Origin of the sequence: Azospirillum sp. Sh1, assembly GCF_008365135.1 — a bacterium.
GTDB lineage: Bacteria > Pseudomonadota > Alphaproteobacteria > Azospirillales > Azospirillaceae > Azospirillum > Azospirillum oryzae.
In genome coordinates, this window is record NZ_VTTK01000018.1 from 1 (window position 1) to 16533 (window position 16533).

Below are 16533 nucleotides of genomic sequence, written 5' to 3' on the forward strand. Positions count from 1 at the left end.
GGCCGGCATCCGGGTATCGATGGACGGGCGCGGCCGTTGGATGGACAACGTCTTCATCGAACGGCTGTGGCGATCGATGAAGTACGAGTGCGTCTATCTCCACGCCTTTGAGACCGGTAGCGAGGCCAGAGCCGGGATCGACCGCTGGATCGATTACTACAACGCCGACCGCCCCCACTCGGCGCTCGGCGGCAGAACCCCGGCAGAGGCCTACGAGCGCTCTCCGGACCAAATCAGAATGGCGGCATAACACGAACCGGAACCAAGCTTATTTTAGCCGCAAATCTGTCCGGGAAATGGGGACCAGCTCAGAGGACTCGGCGCCTAGAAGTCCAATCGCTTCATGACATCCCTTAAAACACAGATGTTCAGCACTTTCGACCATTTACGAACCTTCTGACATTCGGTTGTGCGCATAAGGTTCGCGCGGAAGAAAGACAAGCGGCTAAACTACTTTCTTCGTCAAAGCCGGACGATCGTTTCTACACCGGCCGGCATGTTGGTGAGATCAAGGTCGATCTCGTAATCCTCGAACCTGCGGGCCGGCGGTAGAGTATCCAGTTCGGAGGCGGCAAGGTCATACGATACCCCCTTTCCCCGGCGCCGAACTGTGACACGCTGAAATAGGCTGGCGGGAGATGCATTGCCGAGGGCGCTATCGTGACGGAAGACGATCAACCGCCGGCTGGCCATTTCCCCACGCGCAGCCGAGTGGTCATGGTCGAACATCCGCTCCAACGCCGTCCACAGCAACTCGAGGTCACTCTCGTCGAAACCGATGCACTCTGCTTGTTTGGCCGAGATATAGCCATGGACACGATAAAGCGCATAAGGCACCCGGTACTTGCGTCCCATTGTCCGGTTTTCAATGCGCTCGTCGTCAGAAGCCACCTCTCCCTCCTGCAGCGGCATGAGGCTATTCAAGGTGGTGTTTTGGCCGTGATTGGGCCGCTTTGCTCTCTGCGCTTTCCGGCTTCGCTCCTCCGGTTCTACGGTGGCCGCCATGCGGGTGATCGTGATCTCTTGCGGCAGGATCGGCTCGACCGATTCGGCGAAGCACAGCTGTACCGGGCCGAGAACCTGACCGCAGTTCACCCCGAAGCCCATCACAGCGCCAAAGGTGCGCACGTCGAAGAAGTGATCGCACATAAACCGACGCAGAGCTGCCGCCTCGTCGTCGTCCCGCGGCGACAGCCGGGCGGCCGTTGCCACCGCTGCTTCGCCGGGACGCACCGCCCGATAGGCGTCACGGTGCGTCCGATTGAGAATGGCACCATCGCGCAGGTAGATGCCGAAGCGAGGATCATCGCCATGGAACAGGCTGACATAATTGCGGGTTTTGCGCTTCAGGCAAACATCGGTCACCAGCCCATGACTGGTTTCCGGATCAAGGCGCGGCTGGTTGCCAAGGTCAGGGTCGCCGTTGGGGTTGCCGTTCTTCACCTCGAAAAACAGGACGCACTCGTAGCGGTTTGAGACAGCAGGCATGGGCTCATTCCTCCGGTTGGGCAACCGTATCGGTGCCCTCTGAATCGGGTTTGCGAGCGTGGCGTTGGTGGTAATAGCCGACAGCGAAGCGGCCCTGTGCCATGGGCTGCAGTTGGCGCGGAAGATGCATGTCCAGATCGCGCATGATCTCGTCGATTTCGCGCTCGAACCAGACAGCGAGGCCGCGGGTCACGCGCTCCCTGTGCAGCACCTTCAAATGATGGGGAGTGGTGCGCAGCAGCAGAGGAAAGACGCTGGCCGGCGTGGCCGAGGCCGCACCGTAATAGCGATCGCGGACACTGGCGTTGAGCCGCCCCAAGGCGGCGCGCTGGACGTTCTCAAGAACAGCGAACAGCCGTCCGAGCCGGTAGGCTTGGTCGAACTCCGTACGATCGAGGCTCACTGGCACCTCCATGGCCGGATCGGTGTGTTGATTGGCGCTGCCACGCCGGTGCCGGTGGGCAGCACGCAGAAGGATCGCTTTGCACAGGGCAGCACGCGGGCCATCGACCGGTTCGCCGGCACGCAAACGCTGAAGGACCGCCGCCAAAAGGGTCAATGGATAACGCTCTCCCGTCAGGATCGCCCGCATCAGGTCGCCGGCGAGTTGCTGCGGAACCGACCCGGAGCGTCCCTGCCGTGCCATGGCATAGAGCAGCGCCGCCGGTGAGGGAGGTATTTTCCAAGCTGGTGGCTCGATCCGCAGATCGTGCCAGTGAGTGGTCAGTCGCTCGATCAGCGCCCCCGCCGTCACCTCCTGCCAGAACCGTACCGACAGGCGCGGGCCGTTCGGCATGAGGCCGAGGATAGACACGCGGACGCTGGGCTCTACGCCAAGAGCGGTGGCTTGCGCAGCGGCAGGCTTATCCAGCCATTCCCAGCTACGGCGAAAAACCGGGCACCCCTCTTCATTGATGGCATGATCGGGTGATCCGGTCGGCGCCAACAGGCTGCCCACCAGTGCCTCGGTCCGACGAGCCGCCGCCTCACCATGGACGGCGGCGTCAGCCCAGAATACCATGGTGATGTCCCCGACCCGGAGTTTGGATCGGCTGCCCGGTGTCAGCAGCGCGTTGAGCGCCGCGCCGTACTGAAAGGCTGCGGCCTCAGAAACAGGAGCGTTGTCACCCTGGACCTTGCCATGGGATCTGAAAGCAGGCTGGTGGAAAGACACCAGTGATGCGCCGGTCGTCGGGGCTCCCCACACACCCTTGATCGCAGGGTGCAGGCGAGCAACCGGGGCAACCTGGCCAGTGACCAAGCACACTGCCTTGGGTCGGTCACCCTCGATGGCATGGGGTTCCCACGCGGCCTGGGCCGCCGGCCGATCATGCAGAAAGCGCGGCCGACCGGCGGCATCGACATCGTCGAGCAGGCGAAAAACAAGTGTGCGATCGAGCAGCGCCGGCGAGAATGGCGCTCGCCGGAAGCGACTTGGCGTCCAGCTGCGCAGAAAGCGCAAAAACGCGAGGAGGCCAGGATCCTCTGTGCCATCCAGCAGCCGCTCGTGCCAATCACGGAAGGCATCGGCACGGGCGGGGTGAGCGGATGGTTCCGTGCCCTCCGGCGGGCTGCCGAGTCCGAGAACGAAGTGACTGTTGTCCCAGAGGAAGAAGGGCCGGGGCTTGATGCCGGATCGCGTGAACGACCGCGGAACCGCCATCGACTGCCCACCGCCGCGGTTCCGTCCGTCAGTGGAAAGGCGGAGGTCGTCACAGGCGACGGGCTCGCCGTCTGCCGACAGCACCAGCCCGAAGGCAATGCGCTCACGCGTGAAACCGAAGGACGGGACATCGCGGCGACGTTCCAGCCGACCATAATGGGAGGTGAGAGCGGCGAGGACCGTCATGGCCGCACCGCCGTAACAAGGGGTGGAACGCTGATGACGCCGTCGCGCAGAATGGCGTGGAAAAACCGGGCGGCGTGATTGTCGGCATAGTCGATATCGAGCAGCATCGGACCGAGATCGCGGTCGCGCTGGTCATCGGGCAATTGATGCTCAGGCACCCGCCCCTCCCACAGCACAACATCGGCTGGAAATTCGCGTGTGCCAAGATAAGGTGAGCGGAAATACTGGCCACGCCGGGCTCTGCGACGAAAGATGGTAAGGGGTTCATCGAGCCTGTCACCGCTTGGCGCATCATCCGTCAGACGAAGGCGAGCGGAAATCAAGTAGTCTACATCGACCAGAATGGTGGCCGCGCGGCGCTGCCGCATGTCGGCAGCATTCCGTGACAGGCGTTGAAGGTCGCCGTCTCGCATGGCATGGCGTACGGAGGTAGCCGAGATACGATCACCGATCTCGTTGCGCGTCAGGGATTGGAAGCGAATAGGCTTGAGCACGTGGATTTGGTGGATGACCCAACGCAGGCGAGGGCGCCAATAAACAGCTTCGAAAATTCCACGCGCTGCAGATGGAGTGATGACCGGATAGGAGGCGCGTTCAGTTTTGAACTCCACGGACGAGAAACAGGCCCGAGCACCAGAGACACGTATTGTTACATCATGCCTCATAGGATTCTCCATCAATAACCATTCATCGCCAGGTTACTGGTTTTCCGCCTATGGGATTTTATCTTACATAAATTTTTTGATCAAAAACACCATTTTATGAGAACGAGTTTTCTCTCGAAAAGGAAACCATGCTTTCCTTTTTTAGGCATCATAGAATAACATCCAAATATAATAAAAAAAGAAAATAACTTATTGTTTTCGCGTATTACACTATTATGAATATACGTATTAAATTTAGAGATTTAATTTGACGTATGAGATTCGACCGATAATATTCTCCAAATAAATCTCCGAATATTTCCACCATCTTTTGCGCCGATTAATACAGCAGCACACGGAGATCATAGATCATTCGGTCATTTCCAAACGCGGTTGTGACGAAGCATTTTATGTTTCCTGCGTGTGCAGTATATGGGTGCTCTCACAACACTTTATGGTTGCATTAATATGGGATATCGGTTGATTTTCACTGCTCTTGTATGTTAATTTAATGTTTAATCACATAGAGGTTATCGCTTGGTCAGCCATTTTCAAACACGGTTGTGGCGAACCATTTTATGGTTCCCGCGAGTGCAGTATATGGGTGCTGTCGTAACACTTTATGGTTCCTTCCAGAAATCGCCATGCGCTTCGACCTGACCGACCTGCGGCTGTTCCTGCACATCGTGGAGACCGGCAGCATCACCGCCGGGGCGGAGCGCAGCGCCATGGCGCTCGCGTCGGCCAGCGCGCGGGTGCGAGGGATGGAGGATGCACTGGGCGTCCCGCTGCTGGAACGCTTCCGCCGCGGCGTCCGCCCCACCCCGGCCGGCCGCGCGGTGGTGCATCACGCCCGCCTCGTCCTGCACCAGCTGGAGCGGATGCGCGGCGAGCTGGCGGAATACGCCAAGGGACTGAAGGGCCATGTCCGGCTGCTGTCCAACACCGCGGCGATCAATGAATTCCTTCCCGACGCGCTCGCCGGCTTCCTGGCCGACAATCCCAGCATCGACATAGACCTCGAAGAACGGCCCAGCCACGCCATCGTCGAGGCGGTGGCCGCCGGGCTGGCAGACCTGGGCGTGGTCGCCGACATGGTCGATCTCGGCGGGCTGGAAACCCGGCCCTTCCGCAGCGACCGGCTGGTCGCCGTGCTGCCGCTGTCCCACCGGCTGGCCGGGCGCGACGGCGTCGCCTTCGCCGAGCTGCTGGACGAGCCCTTCGTCGGCCTCAGCGCCGGCAGCGCCTTGCAGGAGTATCTGAACAGCCACGCCACCCGCGCCGGGCGCAGCCTGTCCTTCCGCGTGCGGGTGCGTGGCCCGGTGGCGCTGTGCCGGCTGGTCGAACGGGGCGTCGGGGTCGGCATTGTGCCGGAAACGGCGGCACTGCGCGCGCTCGACAGCGGGGGCCTGCGCGTCATGCCGCTGACCGACCCGTGGGCGCCCCGTCTGCTGGTGCTGTGCGCCCGCAATTTTGCCGATCTTTCCGCCCATGCCCGCCGGCTTGTCGATAGCTTGTCCGAAAACACCCCGACGCCGATCTGAAACGCCGTTCGGTCAGTAGGACTTACCCAATCTCGCGGCCGATTTCCTGAATTTCCGTTGATTTGCCGGCGCGGTGGCCATCCCGCCGAATCGAGTCGGCCTTCCCCCGCCCCGCCCTGCCGCCGGACCACCGCCGGACCACCGCCGGATGCGGCGGATGGGCGCTGTGCGCCTTTGCCGCGGTATCTCCTGTGCCGGGGATGTGAACGCGCTATGGATAAATTTGGCGGACATGTCACTGGATTGTCCGAATCTTTGGAGAAATACCCCGAAAGGGGGGCAGATCGCCGCTTGGTCAGAACTCCTGCCGTTTATTTGCCGTCGAAATGTTGTTTGTGGGGTGGTACTACCAATCCAAAGAAAATCCCGACCAATGAAAACCCAAGAGGAGACATCCACCATCATGCGGACGGCGACGAAGGATCTGGCGGGCGACTTGCGGCAACAGCTGGCCGAGCTGGTGCGCAGCCGGGTTCCGAACGCGCGGGCTGAACGCTTCGTGAAGCGCTTCTATGCCAACGTGCCCCCCGACGACCTGCTGCGCGGTACGCCGGAACAGCTTTACGGCGCCGCTCTCGCCATGTGGCAGTGGGGCCAGCAGCGTGTGCCCGGCCTGCCCAAGGTGCGTGTCTATGCCCCGCGGCTGGACGAGCATGGCTGGCAGACCGAACGCTCGGTGGTGGAGATCGTCAACGACGACATGCCTTTCCTGGTCGATTCCGTCACGGCGGAGCTGAACCGGCAGGGCGTAACCGTCCACCTCATCATCCATCCCGTCACCCGCGTCGTCCGCGATGCCGAGGGCCGCATCGTCGAGCTTCTCGAACCGGGTGAAGAGAAGGACGGCGCCCGCGACGAATCCTTCATGCACTGCTCGATCGACCCGCTGTCGGACCCGGCCGCCCAGGCCCGTCTGCGCGAGGGGATCGAGCGGGTGCTGGCCGACGTCCGCGCCGCGGTGGAGGACTGGACGCCGATGCGCGAGCGCGTGCGCAGCGCCCGCACCGACATCGCAAACGCCCCCGACGCCGAGGAATCGAAGGAGGCAGCCGACTTCCTGAGCTGGGTCGACGACGGCAACATGACCCTGCTGGGCAGCCGCCTCTACATCGCCACCATCGGCGAGGAGGGGCAGGAGCCGTGGCTGGAGCTGGTGGACGGCAGCGGCCTGGGCGTGCTGCGCAACCCCGAGATCACCGTGTTCGACGAGCATGGCCACGCCGCCGTGCTGCCGGAGGAAATCCGCGCCTTCCTGCGCCAACCGCGCGCGCTGCTGGTGACCAAGGGCACCCGGCACGCCACCGTGCACCGCTCGGTGCCGCTGGACGCCATCCTGGTCAAGCGTTTCGACGACCAGGGCAAGGTGGTCGGCGTCACGCTGGCGGTCGGCCTGTTCACCTCCGTCGCCTACAACCGCAGCCCGCGCGAGATCCCGTTCCTGCGCCGCAAGGTCGCCCGCGTCATGGCCCGCGCCGGCTTCGACCCGGCCGGCCACGATGGCAAGGCGCTGCTGAACATCCTGGAGACCTACCCGCGCGACGAACTGTTCCAGACCCCGTCGGACGAGCTGTTCGAAACGGCGGTCGGCATCCTGCACCTGCAGGAACGCCAGCGGCTCGCCCTGTTCGTCCGCCGCGACCCGTTCGAACGCTTCGTCTCCGCCCTGGTCTTCGTGCCGCGCGACCGCTACGACACCGCGCTGCGCCGCAAGATCCAGTCGGTGCTGGAAACCGCCTTCCACGGCACCTGCGCTTCCTACTTCACCCAGCTGTCGGACAGCGCGCTCGCCCGCCTGCACCTGATGGTGAAGACGGAGCCGGGCAAGATCCCCGCCGTCGACATCAGCGAGATCGAATCGCGGCTGGTCCAGGTCTCCCGCAGCTGGGCCGACCGGCTGCGCGACGCGCTGGTCGAAGCGATGGGCGAGGAGACCGGCAACGCCCGGCTGCGCCGCTACGCCGACGCCTTCCCGGTCGGCTACCGCGAGACCTTCACGGCGGAAACCGCCGTCCACGACATCGACCGCATCGAACGCGCGCTTTCCGAACAGCGGCTGGGCATCGTGCTGTTCCACCCGCTGGAGGCCGACGGCGACGAGCTGCACGTCAAGATCTACCACCAGGGCCGGCCGGTGCCGCTGTCCGACGTGCTGCCGATGCTGGAGCACATGGACCTGAAGGTCATCACCGAACAGCCCTACGAGGTGCGGCCCGCCGGCGGCGCCCCGTCGGTCTGGATCCATGATTTCGCCGCCCGCACCCAGACCGGCCAGCCGGTCGACTGCGTCAAGGTCAAGCAGACCTTCCAGGATGCCTTCGCCGACGTCTGGGACGGCCGGATGGAGGATGACGGCTTCAACCGCCTGGTCCTGCGCGCCGGGCTGGCGGGCCGCGAGGTCACGGTGCTGCGCGCCTATGCCAAGTACCTGAAGCAGGCCCGCTTCGCCTACGCCCAGGACACCATCGAGGCGACGCTGTCGGCCCATCCGCAGACCGCCCGCCTGCTGGCCCGGCTGTTCGCCGCCCGCTTCGACCCGAAGAACCTGTCCGCCCCCGATCAAACGGACGAAACGCCGATCATGGAGCAGATCGAGGATGCGCTGGACGCCGTCACCAATCTGGACGACGACCGCATCCTGCGCCGCTTCGTCAACCTGATCCGCGCCACGCTGCGCACCAACGCCTACCAGACCGCCCCGGACGGCACGCCGAAGCCGCATCTGTCCTTCAAGCTGGACAGCGGCTCCATCGAGGAGCTGCCGCTGCCGCGTCCGTGGGTGGAGGTCTTCGTCTACAGCCCGCGCATGGAAGGCGTCCATCTGCGCGGCGGCAAGGTCGCCCGCGGCGGCATCCGCTGGTCCGACCGCCGCGAGGATTTCCGCACCGAGATCCTGGGCCTGATGAAGGCGCAGATGGTGAAGAACACCGTCATCGTGCCCGTCGGGTCCAAGGGCGGTTTCGTCGTCAAGCGTCCCCCCGCCCCCAGCGCCGGCCGTGAAGCCGCTCTGGCCGAAGGCATCGAGTGCTACAAGACGCTGATGCGCGGCCTGCTGGACATCACCGACAATCTGGCCGCCGACGGCTCCGTCGTGCCACCGAAGGACGTGGTGCGCCATGACGCCGACGATCCCTATCTGGTGGTCGCCGCCGACAAGGGCACGGCCACCTTCTCCGACATCGCCAACGGCGTGTCGGTCGATCATGGCTTCTGGCTGGGCGACGCCTTCGCCTCGGGCGGCTCGGCCGGCTACGACCACAAGGTGATGGGCATCACCGCCCGCGGCGCCTGGGAATCGGTGAAGCGCCATTTCCGCGAAATGGGCACCGACATCCAGACCACCGACTTCACCGTGGTCGGCGTCGGCGACATGTCGGGCGACGTGTTCGGCAACGGCATGCTGCTGTCTCGCCACATCCGCCTGCTGGCCGCCTTCGACCACCGCCACATCTTCCTCGACCCCGATCCCGACCCCGCGATCAGCTGGGAGGAGCGCAACCGGCTGTTCGCCCTGCCCCGCTCCTCCTGGGCCGATTACGACCGCTCCAAGCTGTCGAAGGGCGCCATGATCGTCGAGCGCAGCGCCAAGACGGTGGAGCTGACGCCGGAGGTCCGCACCCGCTTCGGCATCGAACCGGCCCACCTGTCGCCGGTGGAGCTGATGCGCCGCCTGCTGACGGCGGAGGTCGACCTGCTGTGGTTCGGCGGCATCGGCACCTACATCAAGGCGTCGACCGAGACGAACGCCGAGGCCGGCGACAAGGCCAACGACGCGCTGCGCGTCGATGGCGGCCAGATCCGCGCCAAGGTGGTCGGCGAGGGCGCCAACCTGGGCGTCACCCAGCGCGGCCGCATCGAAGCCGCCCAAAAGGGTGTCAAGCTGAACACCGACGCCATCGACAATTCCGCCGGCGTCGACACCTCCGACCATGAGGTGAACATCAAGATCCTGCTGGGCGACGTCATGGCGCGGGGCGACATGACCCTGAAGCAGCGCGACACCCTGTTGGCCGCCATGACCGACGAGGTGGCGGGGCTGGTGCTGGCCGACAACTACCGCCAGACCCAGGCCCTGACCATCGCCGAGGCGCAAGGGCCGGCCCTGCTGGAGGCGCAGTCGCGCTTCATCCGCAACCTGGAGCGCAGCGGCCGGCTGAACCGCGCCATCGAGTATCTGCCGACCGACGAGGAACTGGCCCAGCGCATGGCCGAACGGCGCGGCCTGACCCGGCCGGAGCTGGCGGTGCTGCTGGCCTACGCCAAGATCACGCTGTACGACGAGTTGCTGGCGTCGGAGCTGCCGGACGATCCGGCGACGGTCGAGGATCTGCTGCGCTACTTCCCGCAGCCGCTGCGCGAGGGCCAGCGCGAGGCGATCTTCCGCCACCGCCTGCGCCGCGAGATCGTGGCGTCGGCGGTCACCAACAGCCTGGTCAACCGCGTCGGCGCCACCTTCGTCCGCGACATGGTGGAAAAGACCGGCCTCGGCCCGGCGGACGTCGCCCGCGCCTATGCCATCGCCCGCGACGTGTTCCAGCTGCGCCCCCTGTGGGACGCCATCGACGCGCTCGACAATGTGGTGCCGGCGGCGCTGCAGACGGCGCTGATGCTGGAGATCGTCCATCTGCTGGACCGCACGGTGGCGTGGTTCCTGGCCCACAGCCCGCACCCGCTGGATCTGGGCCGCGAGTCCGCCGCCTTCCGTCCGGGGGTCGAGGCTTTGGCCGCCGGTCTGGACCGCTTCCTCGACGAGGAGGAATCCTCCCGCCTCGCCACCCGCATCGCCGACGCCATCGCCCAGGGCGTGCCGGAGGATCTGGCCCGCCGGATCGCCGCCTTGCCGGTGCTGGCCGCCGCCCCCGATCTGGTGCGCATCGCCGAGCGCACCGGCCGCGCGGTGGAAGGCGTCGCCTCGGTCTATTTCGGGCTGGGCCGCCGCTTCGGCCTGGAATGGCTGCGCGACCGCGCCGCCGGCGCCAAGGTCGACAACCACTGGCAACGTCAGGCGGTCGCCGCCATCGTCGACGACCTGTTCGCCCACCAGAGCGCGCTCACCGTGCGCGTTCTGGAAAGCGAGGGCGACGAGTCCGCCGCGGTCGATGCCTGGATCGCCAGCCGCAATCTGGTGGTGGAGCGCGTCGAACAGCTTCTGGCCGAACTGCGCGCCCAGCCGGCGGTCGATCTCGCCATGCTGGCCGTCGCAAATCGGCAGCTGCGCGGCCTGATTGCCGGGTAATCGGGGGGTAACGGTGTCACAGGAATAGGAGACCCTCGGTTCGGACGGCCCGGCTGCACTGTCCTGCGCAGCCGGGCTTCCGGAACGCCGGTGCCTTTTCAGGCACGTTCAGGCACCGGCTTTCAGTCTCCTCGCCTCGGGCGGATCCACGTACCCCGTGGATCCGCCCACTTTCTTTTTCGAAAGCAACTTTTGCGATTTGCGGTCCGGGGAAGGACTCAACCTCTATTGCCCTCTCCCCAGGAAGCCTCTGGAACAAAAGGAACTTTGCGTCATCCCCGCGAAGGCGGGGATCCAGGAAACTCCGCAGATCAGCGGCGGATGTGGTTGGATTCCCGCCTTCGCGGGAATGTCGGCCGATAAGGCGTCTTTCGACTCAACCGCAACCGCCCTTCCCCACCAGCGCCAGAATGCGTCGGGCAGCTTCACCCGGTTCGATGGCGGCGATGCAGTGCGCCTCGGCCGCCAGACAGGACACCGTGCAGGGCGGCACCGCCGCCTCCGGCCGCAGCACCAGCGCCCGCTCCTCCCGTCCGCCGGTCCAGGGACGGAAGCGTTCCGGCGCGTGGAAATGGTTGGGATCGCCGCCGATGGGATGGCAGGAGAACACCGCCACCGGCACCCCCATCGCCGCCGCCAGATGGGCCGGGGCGGAATCCATGGTGACCGCCAGCGCCGCTTCCGCCATCACCGCGGCGGCGACGCGCAATGGCGTGGCGCCGGTCAGGTCGGTGGTCCGTCCCGGCAGCACCGCCGCGATCACGCCAGCCGCCGGCCGCTCCTCCTCGGTGCCCAGCACGGCGACCCGCGCATCGAGCGCGCCGGCCACGGCGGAAACCACCGCGGCCAACCGGTCGGCCGGGTAGACCCGACGCGGACTGGCGGCCCCCGGCGCCACCGCGATCAGCGGGCATCCATCGGGAGCCGCGAGAAGCCGCTGCGCCTGTTCGCGATCCTCCGCCGTCAGCGTCAACTCCAGCGGCCCCAAATCCGGCCGCGCCCCCAGCGCCTCCAGCAGGGCGGCGTTCTGCTCCACCTCATGCCGCCCCGGCGGCGGGTTCAGCGCCAGCCCATAGGCGCGGTCGAAGCCCTGGTTGCCCTCCGCCTTCCACGGCGTCACCCGCTCCGAAAAGCCGGCGACCAGCCGCGCCCGGCTGTTGGCGGCGAGCGTCGTCGCGCCATGGCGGTCGAAATCGTAGCGCGGCACCAGCGCCAGATCGAAACCGGCGCGATAGCACTCGGCGAACAGCTTCAGCCCGCCGGGGGTGATGCCGCGGAAATCGATGCCGCCGCCTTCCTTCGGCCGGGGGGCGATCACCCCATCGACCCAAGTGCAGGTCAGCGCCAGCTCCGCCACCGCCTCGCGCACCGCCAGCAGGATGCGCGCCTGCGGCGCGGCGGCGCGCAGGCCGCGCAGGAAGGGGGTGGCCATCACGAAGTCGCCGGCCTCGTCCAGCTTGACGACCAGGATGCTGCGGACGGTCGCCAGATCGCAGACGCTCATGCCCGCCCCTCCCCGTCCACCACATCAAACGCCATCGGCGGAAGCCCGGCGCACCAGCGGCGCCACGCGGTGCGATAGCCGGCCTCCACCGCGCGGGCATAGCCGGCCTCATCCATCAGCGCCGACCGCCGCATCCGCTCGCGCAGACCCTCGCGTTGCGCGTCGAGGAAGCCACGGTCGGTCGCCAGCCGCACGCCCTGCGCCAGATAGCCGTCATCGTCCCGCGTCACCAGTTCCGCCATCCCGACCGCGCCCAGCATGGTCGCCCCCCAGCGGCCGATCTTGGTCGGCCCGCTCTGGTTCAGCACCGGCACGCCCATCCACAGCGCATCGCAGATCGTGGTTCCGCCATTGGCGAAGACCGGGTCCAGCGCCACGTCGATGGTGACGTAATCCTGGTACGGATCGGGGGTGATGCCGCGCAGTTCCAGCCGCTCCGCCCCGATGCCGTGCCGGGCGAAGGCGGCCAGCAGGCGCCGGTCGGCACCGCCGCCGCTGCCCAACCCCCGCCATTTCAGCACCAGCCGCGCCGTCGGCACCGCCGCCAGCAGCCGCGCCCACAGGGCGATGGTCGCGGCGTTCACCTTGGTGATGTTGTTGAAGGACCCGAAGGTGATGTGGCCGTTGCGCTCCAGCGGCGGCCGGTCCGGCGGCGCGAAGCCGGACTCCGCCGGCCGGTAGCACAGCACGCACCCCGGCAACCGGATCAGCTTCTCCGCATGCAGCGCATCCGCTTCCGGCGGCGCCACGCGGGGATCGGCGATCTGGTAATCGACTGCGCCGAGGCCCGTCGTGTTGGGATAGAGCGGCAGGCTGACCTGCAGCGGTGCCGGACGGCGCGCCACCAGCGGCATGCGGTTGCGCGACATGTGGCCGCCGGCATCGACCAGGATGTCGATGCGGTCCTGCCGGATCCGGCGGTCGAGGTCCTCGTCCGACAGAGCCGCCACATCCCGCCAGCGGTCGGCCGCCGCCTGGAAACGCTCCGTCGTCGCGTCGCGGCTGCGGTCGTTGTGGTAGCAGGTGACCTCCACCGCCCGGCGGTCGTGCCCCTCGATCAGCGGCAGCAGGAAATGGTAGCCCGGCCCCGGATAGCGCTGGAAGTCCGGCGACAGATAGCCGATGCGCAAGATCCGTTCCGGATCGCGGCTCTCCACCGCATGGGGCGCCGCCGGAACCGCCGGCAGATACCGCTCGAAGGCGCGATGCTCGCGGAAGACCTCCACCGGATCGGCGCGGTCGTCGAAGCACAGGCAGAACAGCATGTTGGAGCGGATCGTCGCATCGTCCGGCGCCCGGTCCAGCGCGGCGCGGAAGGCGGCCACCGCCTCGCCATGCAGCCCCAGCGCCATCCAGGCAACCCCAAGGTTGGAGTTGGCGAGCGACAGCTGCGCCCCATCCCACTCCAGTTCCGCCAGCCGCCTTGCGCGCTCCAGCGGCGGAATCGCCTCCTCCGCCGCGTTGGCATCCAGCAGCAAGGTGCCGATGTTGACCCAGGCCGCCGTGTCGCCGGGCATCAGCGCCAGTGCCCGCCGGTGCCAGGACAGCGCCGCCTCCGGCTGCAAGGCCAGCTGGAAGGCGGAACCGGCATTGGCCGCCAGCGCCGCGTCGCCGGGCGCCACGCGCACCGCGCGCAGGCTCCACCGCGTCGCCCCCGCCATCCCCAGCGTCGCCAGCGCCAGCCCAAGCCCCGACAGCGCCAGCCCGGAGGCCGGCGCCAAGGCCAGCGCATGGCGGTATGCCCGCTCCGCCGCCGCGGTCCGCCGGCCATAGAGCCGCCCGGCCAGCGCCAGCACCGGCTCGTCTGCCAGCGGATCCAGCCTCACCAGCCGCGCCAGCCACACCGGATCGCTTTCGGAAACGCCCAGGCTCCGCACCGCCGCCGGACGCCCCGGATCCAGCGCCAGCAGCCGGCGCGCCGCCGCCAGGGCCCCCGCCCCGTCGCCAACCTGCTGCCGGATCTGCATGCATTGTTCCAGCGGCTCCACCATCTGCGGCGCCAGCCCGGCCAGCGCGCGGAAGACCGTCTCCGCCCGATCCGGCCGGCCGGCGTCGCGCAGGGCCGCTCCACAATTGAAGGCGGCCAGCACCCGGTGCGGCTCCAGCCTCGCCGCCCGCCCGTACCAGTCCGCGGCATGCAGGAAGCGCCCGCAATCGTACAGCGCGTCGCCCAGATCCGCGGCGCTCCCGGCGTCCGCCGGCTCCATCGCCATCGCGCGCAGCAGCGCCTGCGCCGCCGGTCCCTGCTGGCCCAGCCGCGTCTGCGCCGCCGCCTCCATCCGCGCCGGCGTCGGATCGAGCGGCGCCAGACGGGCCGCACTGCGGAAGGCCGTCGCCGCCTCCTCCCACCGCTCCGCCGCCTCCAGCAGCCGGCCCAGATTGGCATGGAAGACCGGCTGCTTGGGATCGGCCCTCATCGCCTGCCGGATCCGCTCGATCCCCTCCGCCAGCGCACCGGTCTGCGCCTTGATCAGGCCCGACAGGTGCAGGGCGTCCGCCTGCCTCGGCAGCCGCTTCAGCACCTGCTCGTAGAGCGTCGCCGCCTCGGCCAGCTGCCCGTTCTGGTGATGGGTGACGGCACGGGTCAGCAGCGCCTGTGCGTCGGCGGTGCCCGACGGGCGATGCGGCGGGCGATGGTTCGGTTTCATCCGCTGGCGGTACTCTCTGGTGGTCCGGCGGATAATGCTGGCCGCCATGGGGCGAATGCAACATTGGCGATTGATCACCCGGCGGCGGGACAAGCGCCAGTTCGCGCTGCCGCTCGGCCAGGGCCGCTTCGCGGGCGCGGGTCCGGCGGCGCTGCTCCTCGGTGCGGGCGCGCAAGTGCTGCTCCTGGCGCAGCCGGCCGGCCAGCCGGCGCAGATCGTCGGCGGCGCGGCTTTCCGCCGCCGGCGGCAGGGCGCCCAGCGCCTCGCGGAAGTCGCCCAGCGTCGGAAAGCGGCTCCAGCCGCTGCGGAACCCCGCCCACACCGCTTCGAAGGCCGCCATCCAGCGGTCGGCCGGCCAGCCCGCCATCGCCCGCACGTCGGCCTCCAGCAGGTCGGCGTCGGGCAGCTCCAGCGCGAAGCGCTCGGCCAGCTTCTCCAGGCCGATCAGCACATTCTCGATGCCGATCGCCGGCGTCAGGGCGCCGATGGCCTGCTCCACCCGGTCGGCGAGCGCGCCGATCTCCTCGGGCGACAGATCCTGCGTCTCGAACCGCAGATCCGCCGCCTCAAGCTTGGCCAGCGAGGCGAAGGCGCAGGGCTGCGAGGGTTTCCCGGTTGCGGCCGGCGGCATCGGACATGGAGTTTGCGTGTGGGGGGCCGGCACGCAAGGAAGACGAGCGGCGGTCATGGCGGGGCTCCCGGCGGAACTGAGGGGCGGAGGGCTGGGGGGAAGGCTTGGAGACTGGTGCGGTCGGCTCTTCGGTCGGCGCCACCAGCTCGCGGGCGATCCAGCGGCGCCAGGCGGCTCCCGGATCCGGCGGGCGGTAGCCGTTGCGGCGGTGCGCCTTGCGGCACCAGGACACGAACTTGGCCGTCACCCGGCCGGCATCGACCTCCGGACGCTCCAGTGCCGCCCAGGCCAGATCGCCGGCATCCGGCTGCCAGTCCGCCGGCAAAGCCTCGTTCCGCCGATCCATGTCCCCACGATCCATGCTCCCACCCGAGGGGGAGGAGGAGGATTCAGGATTCTGGGAATCCAAGGAAATGCCGGCCGGCGAACCGCTGCTGTCAGCCGGCTGACAGGACATGCCGGCGGTAAAGCCCTCCATCCCGGCCAGCTGATAGGCGAACCCGCGCAGGCCCCGACGCGGCTTGGCGCAGACCAGCGCCGCCGCCGTTTCCCGCGACGCCTTCTCCTGCAGGCCCTTCAGCACGGCATTGAACCAGGCGCGGCTTTGTCCCAGCTCCTCGGCCAGCTCCCCTTGCGTGGCGGTGCAGACACCGTCGCGGTCGGCATGGGCATAGAGCGCGGACAACACCGCGATGTCGGCGGCCTGGATGCCGGGCACAGCGATCCAGCGCCTGTACATGTCGATGTATGGCTTCATTGCGTTACCCGTCTGTCGGTCGATCCGTGGACGGGCGGAGACAAGGGAATGGCGTCAACGGACTCGCTCTTGAATCCGCTTGGCTTTGCGGGCCTGCCCTGCCATCATGGAGTCGCCAAACCGCCAGATGTGGGGTGCCCGGGTTTCCCTCGGTCTCCTCCGTCCGACACGAAGGGCCCGGAGCAATCCGGGCCTTTTGTGTTTGCGGAGGTCGGTTCTCCGTTACCTCATGTTG

10 protein-coding genes and 1 tRNA gene are annotated in these 16533 nt (G+C 67.2%); 4 read left to right on the forward strand and 7 right to left on the reverse strand.

The genetic code is table 11. The features are described from left to right. The coding region (locus tag FZ029_RS18445; protein ID WP_149270809.1) for an integrase core domain-containing protein at window positions 1–250 on the forward strand (250 nt) is incomplete at its 5' end. A 212-nt stretch (window positions 251–462) separates the two neighbouring features. Here FZ029_RS18445 and FZ029_RS18450 read toward each other — a convergent pair. From FZ029_RS18450 to cas5c, 3 genes are read right to left on the reverse strand one after another with little or no spacing between them, the layout of a single operon-like run. Next, window positions 463–1488, reverse strand: coding sequence for a type I CRISPR-associated protein Cas7 (locus FZ029_RS18450; RefSeq protein ID WP_149270811.1), 1026 nt, complete (start codon window positions 1486–1488; stop codon window positions 463–465). A 4-nt stretch (window positions 1489–1492) separates the two neighbouring features. Continuing rightward, window positions 1493–3337, reverse strand: a complete 1845-nt coding sequence (gene cas8c, locus FZ029_RS18455; protein ID WP_149270813.1) for a type I-C CRISPR-associated protein Cas8c/Csd1 — start codon at window positions 3335–3337, stop codon at window positions 1493–1495. Beyond that, the gene (gene cas5c, locus FZ029_RS18460; protein ID WP_247892379.1) at window positions 3334–4014 is read right to left on the reverse strand and encodes a type I-C CRISPR-associated protein Cas5c; all 681 of its coding nucleotides are present in this window, start codon (window positions 4012–4014) and stop codon (window positions 3334–3336) included. The genes cas8c and cas5c overlap by 4 nt, the downstream gene beginning before the upstream one ends. 611 nt (window positions 4015–4625) lie before the next feature. Between cas5c and FZ029_RS18465 the strand changes: the two genes are divergently transcribed. Then, complete coding sequence (locus FZ029_RS18465) at window positions 4626–5525, forward strand: LysR family transcriptional regulator (protein WP_149270815.1); 900 nt, start codon at window positions 4626–4628, stop codon at window positions 5523–5525. Between the two features lie 346 nt (window positions 5526–5871). On the opposite strand, the gene FZ029_RS18470 is transcribed toward FZ029_RS18465, so the two are convergent. Beyond that, window positions 5872–6396, reverse strand: a complete 525-nt coding sequence (locus FZ029_RS18470; RefSeq protein ID WP_149270817.1) for a hypothetical protein — start codon at window positions 6394–6396, stop codon at window positions 5872–5874. 260 nt (window positions 6397–6656) lie between these two features. Here FZ029_RS18470 and FZ029_RS18475 point away from each other — a divergent pair. Continuing rightward, window positions 6657–6785: transfer RNA gene (locus FZ029_RS18475), tRNA-OTHER, on the forward strand. After that, complete coding sequence (locus FZ029_RS18480; RefSeq protein ID WP_149270819.1) at window positions 6751–10758, forward strand: NAD-glutamate dehydrogenase; 4008 nt, start codon at window positions 6751–6753, stop codon at window positions 10756–10758. Before FZ029_RS18475 ends, FZ029_RS18480 begins: the two co-directional genes overlap by 35 nt. A 376-nt stretch (window positions 10759–11134) precedes the next feature. On the opposite strand, the gene FZ029_RS18485 is transcribed toward FZ029_RS18480, so the two are convergent. The 3 genes from FZ029_RS18485 to FZ029_RS18495 all read right to left on the reverse strand — a co-directional run bounded on the left by FZ029_RS18485 (window position 11135) and on the right by FZ029_RS18495 (window position 16298). Further along, window positions 11135–12262 carry a glycosyltransferase family 9 protein gene (locus FZ029_RS18485; protein WP_149270821.1) on the reverse strand — a complete coding sequence of 376 codons (1128 nt, stop codon included), beginning with the start codon at window positions 12260–12262 and terminating at the stop codon, window positions 11135–11137. Further along, a complete protein-coding gene (locus FZ029_RS18490) occupies window positions 12259–14958 on the reverse strand; it encodes a tetratricopeptide repeat protein (RefSeq protein ID WP_247892380.1) in 2700 nt (899 codons plus the stop codon). The genes FZ029_RS18485 and FZ029_RS18490 overlap by 4 nt, the downstream gene beginning before the upstream one ends. A gap of 518 nt (window positions 14959–15476) precedes the next feature. Next, the gene (locus tag FZ029_RS18495) at window positions 15477–16298 is read right to left on the reverse strand and encodes a helix-turn-helix domain-containing protein (protein ID WP_149270823.1); all 822 of its coding nucleotides are present in this window, start codon (window positions 16296–16298) and stop codon (window positions 15477–15479) included. Window positions 16299–16533 lie beyond the last annotated feature (235 nt).

Coding starts and splice junctions, on each gene's coding strand:
- FZ029_RS18450 (WP_149270811.1), bottom strand. CDS start 1,488: ATGCCTGCTGTCTCAAACCGCTACGAGTGCGTCCTGTTTTTCGAGGTG.
- cas8c (WP_149270813.1), bottom strand. CDS start 3,337: ATGACGGTCCTCGCCGCTCTCACCTCCCATTATGGTCGGCTGGAACGT.
- cas5c (WP_247892379.1), bottom strand. CDS start 4,014: ATGGAGAATCCTATGAGGCATGATGTAACAATACGTGTCTCTGGTGCT.
- FZ029_RS18465 (WP_149270815.1), top strand. CDS start 4,626: ATGCGCTTCGACCTGACCGACCTGCGGCTGTTCCTGCACATCGTGGAG.
- FZ029_RS18485 (WP_149270821.1), bottom strand. CDS start 12,262: ATGAGCGTCTGCGATCTGGCGACCGTCCGCAGCATCCTGGTCGTCAAG.
- FZ029_RS18490 (WP_247892380.1), bottom strand. CDS start 14,958: ATGGCGGCCAGCATTATCCGCCGGACCACCAGAGAGTACCGCCAGCGG.
- FZ029_RS18495 (WP_149270823.1), bottom strand. CDS start 16,298: ATGAAGCCATACATCGACATGTACAGGCGCTGGATCGCTGTGCCCGGC.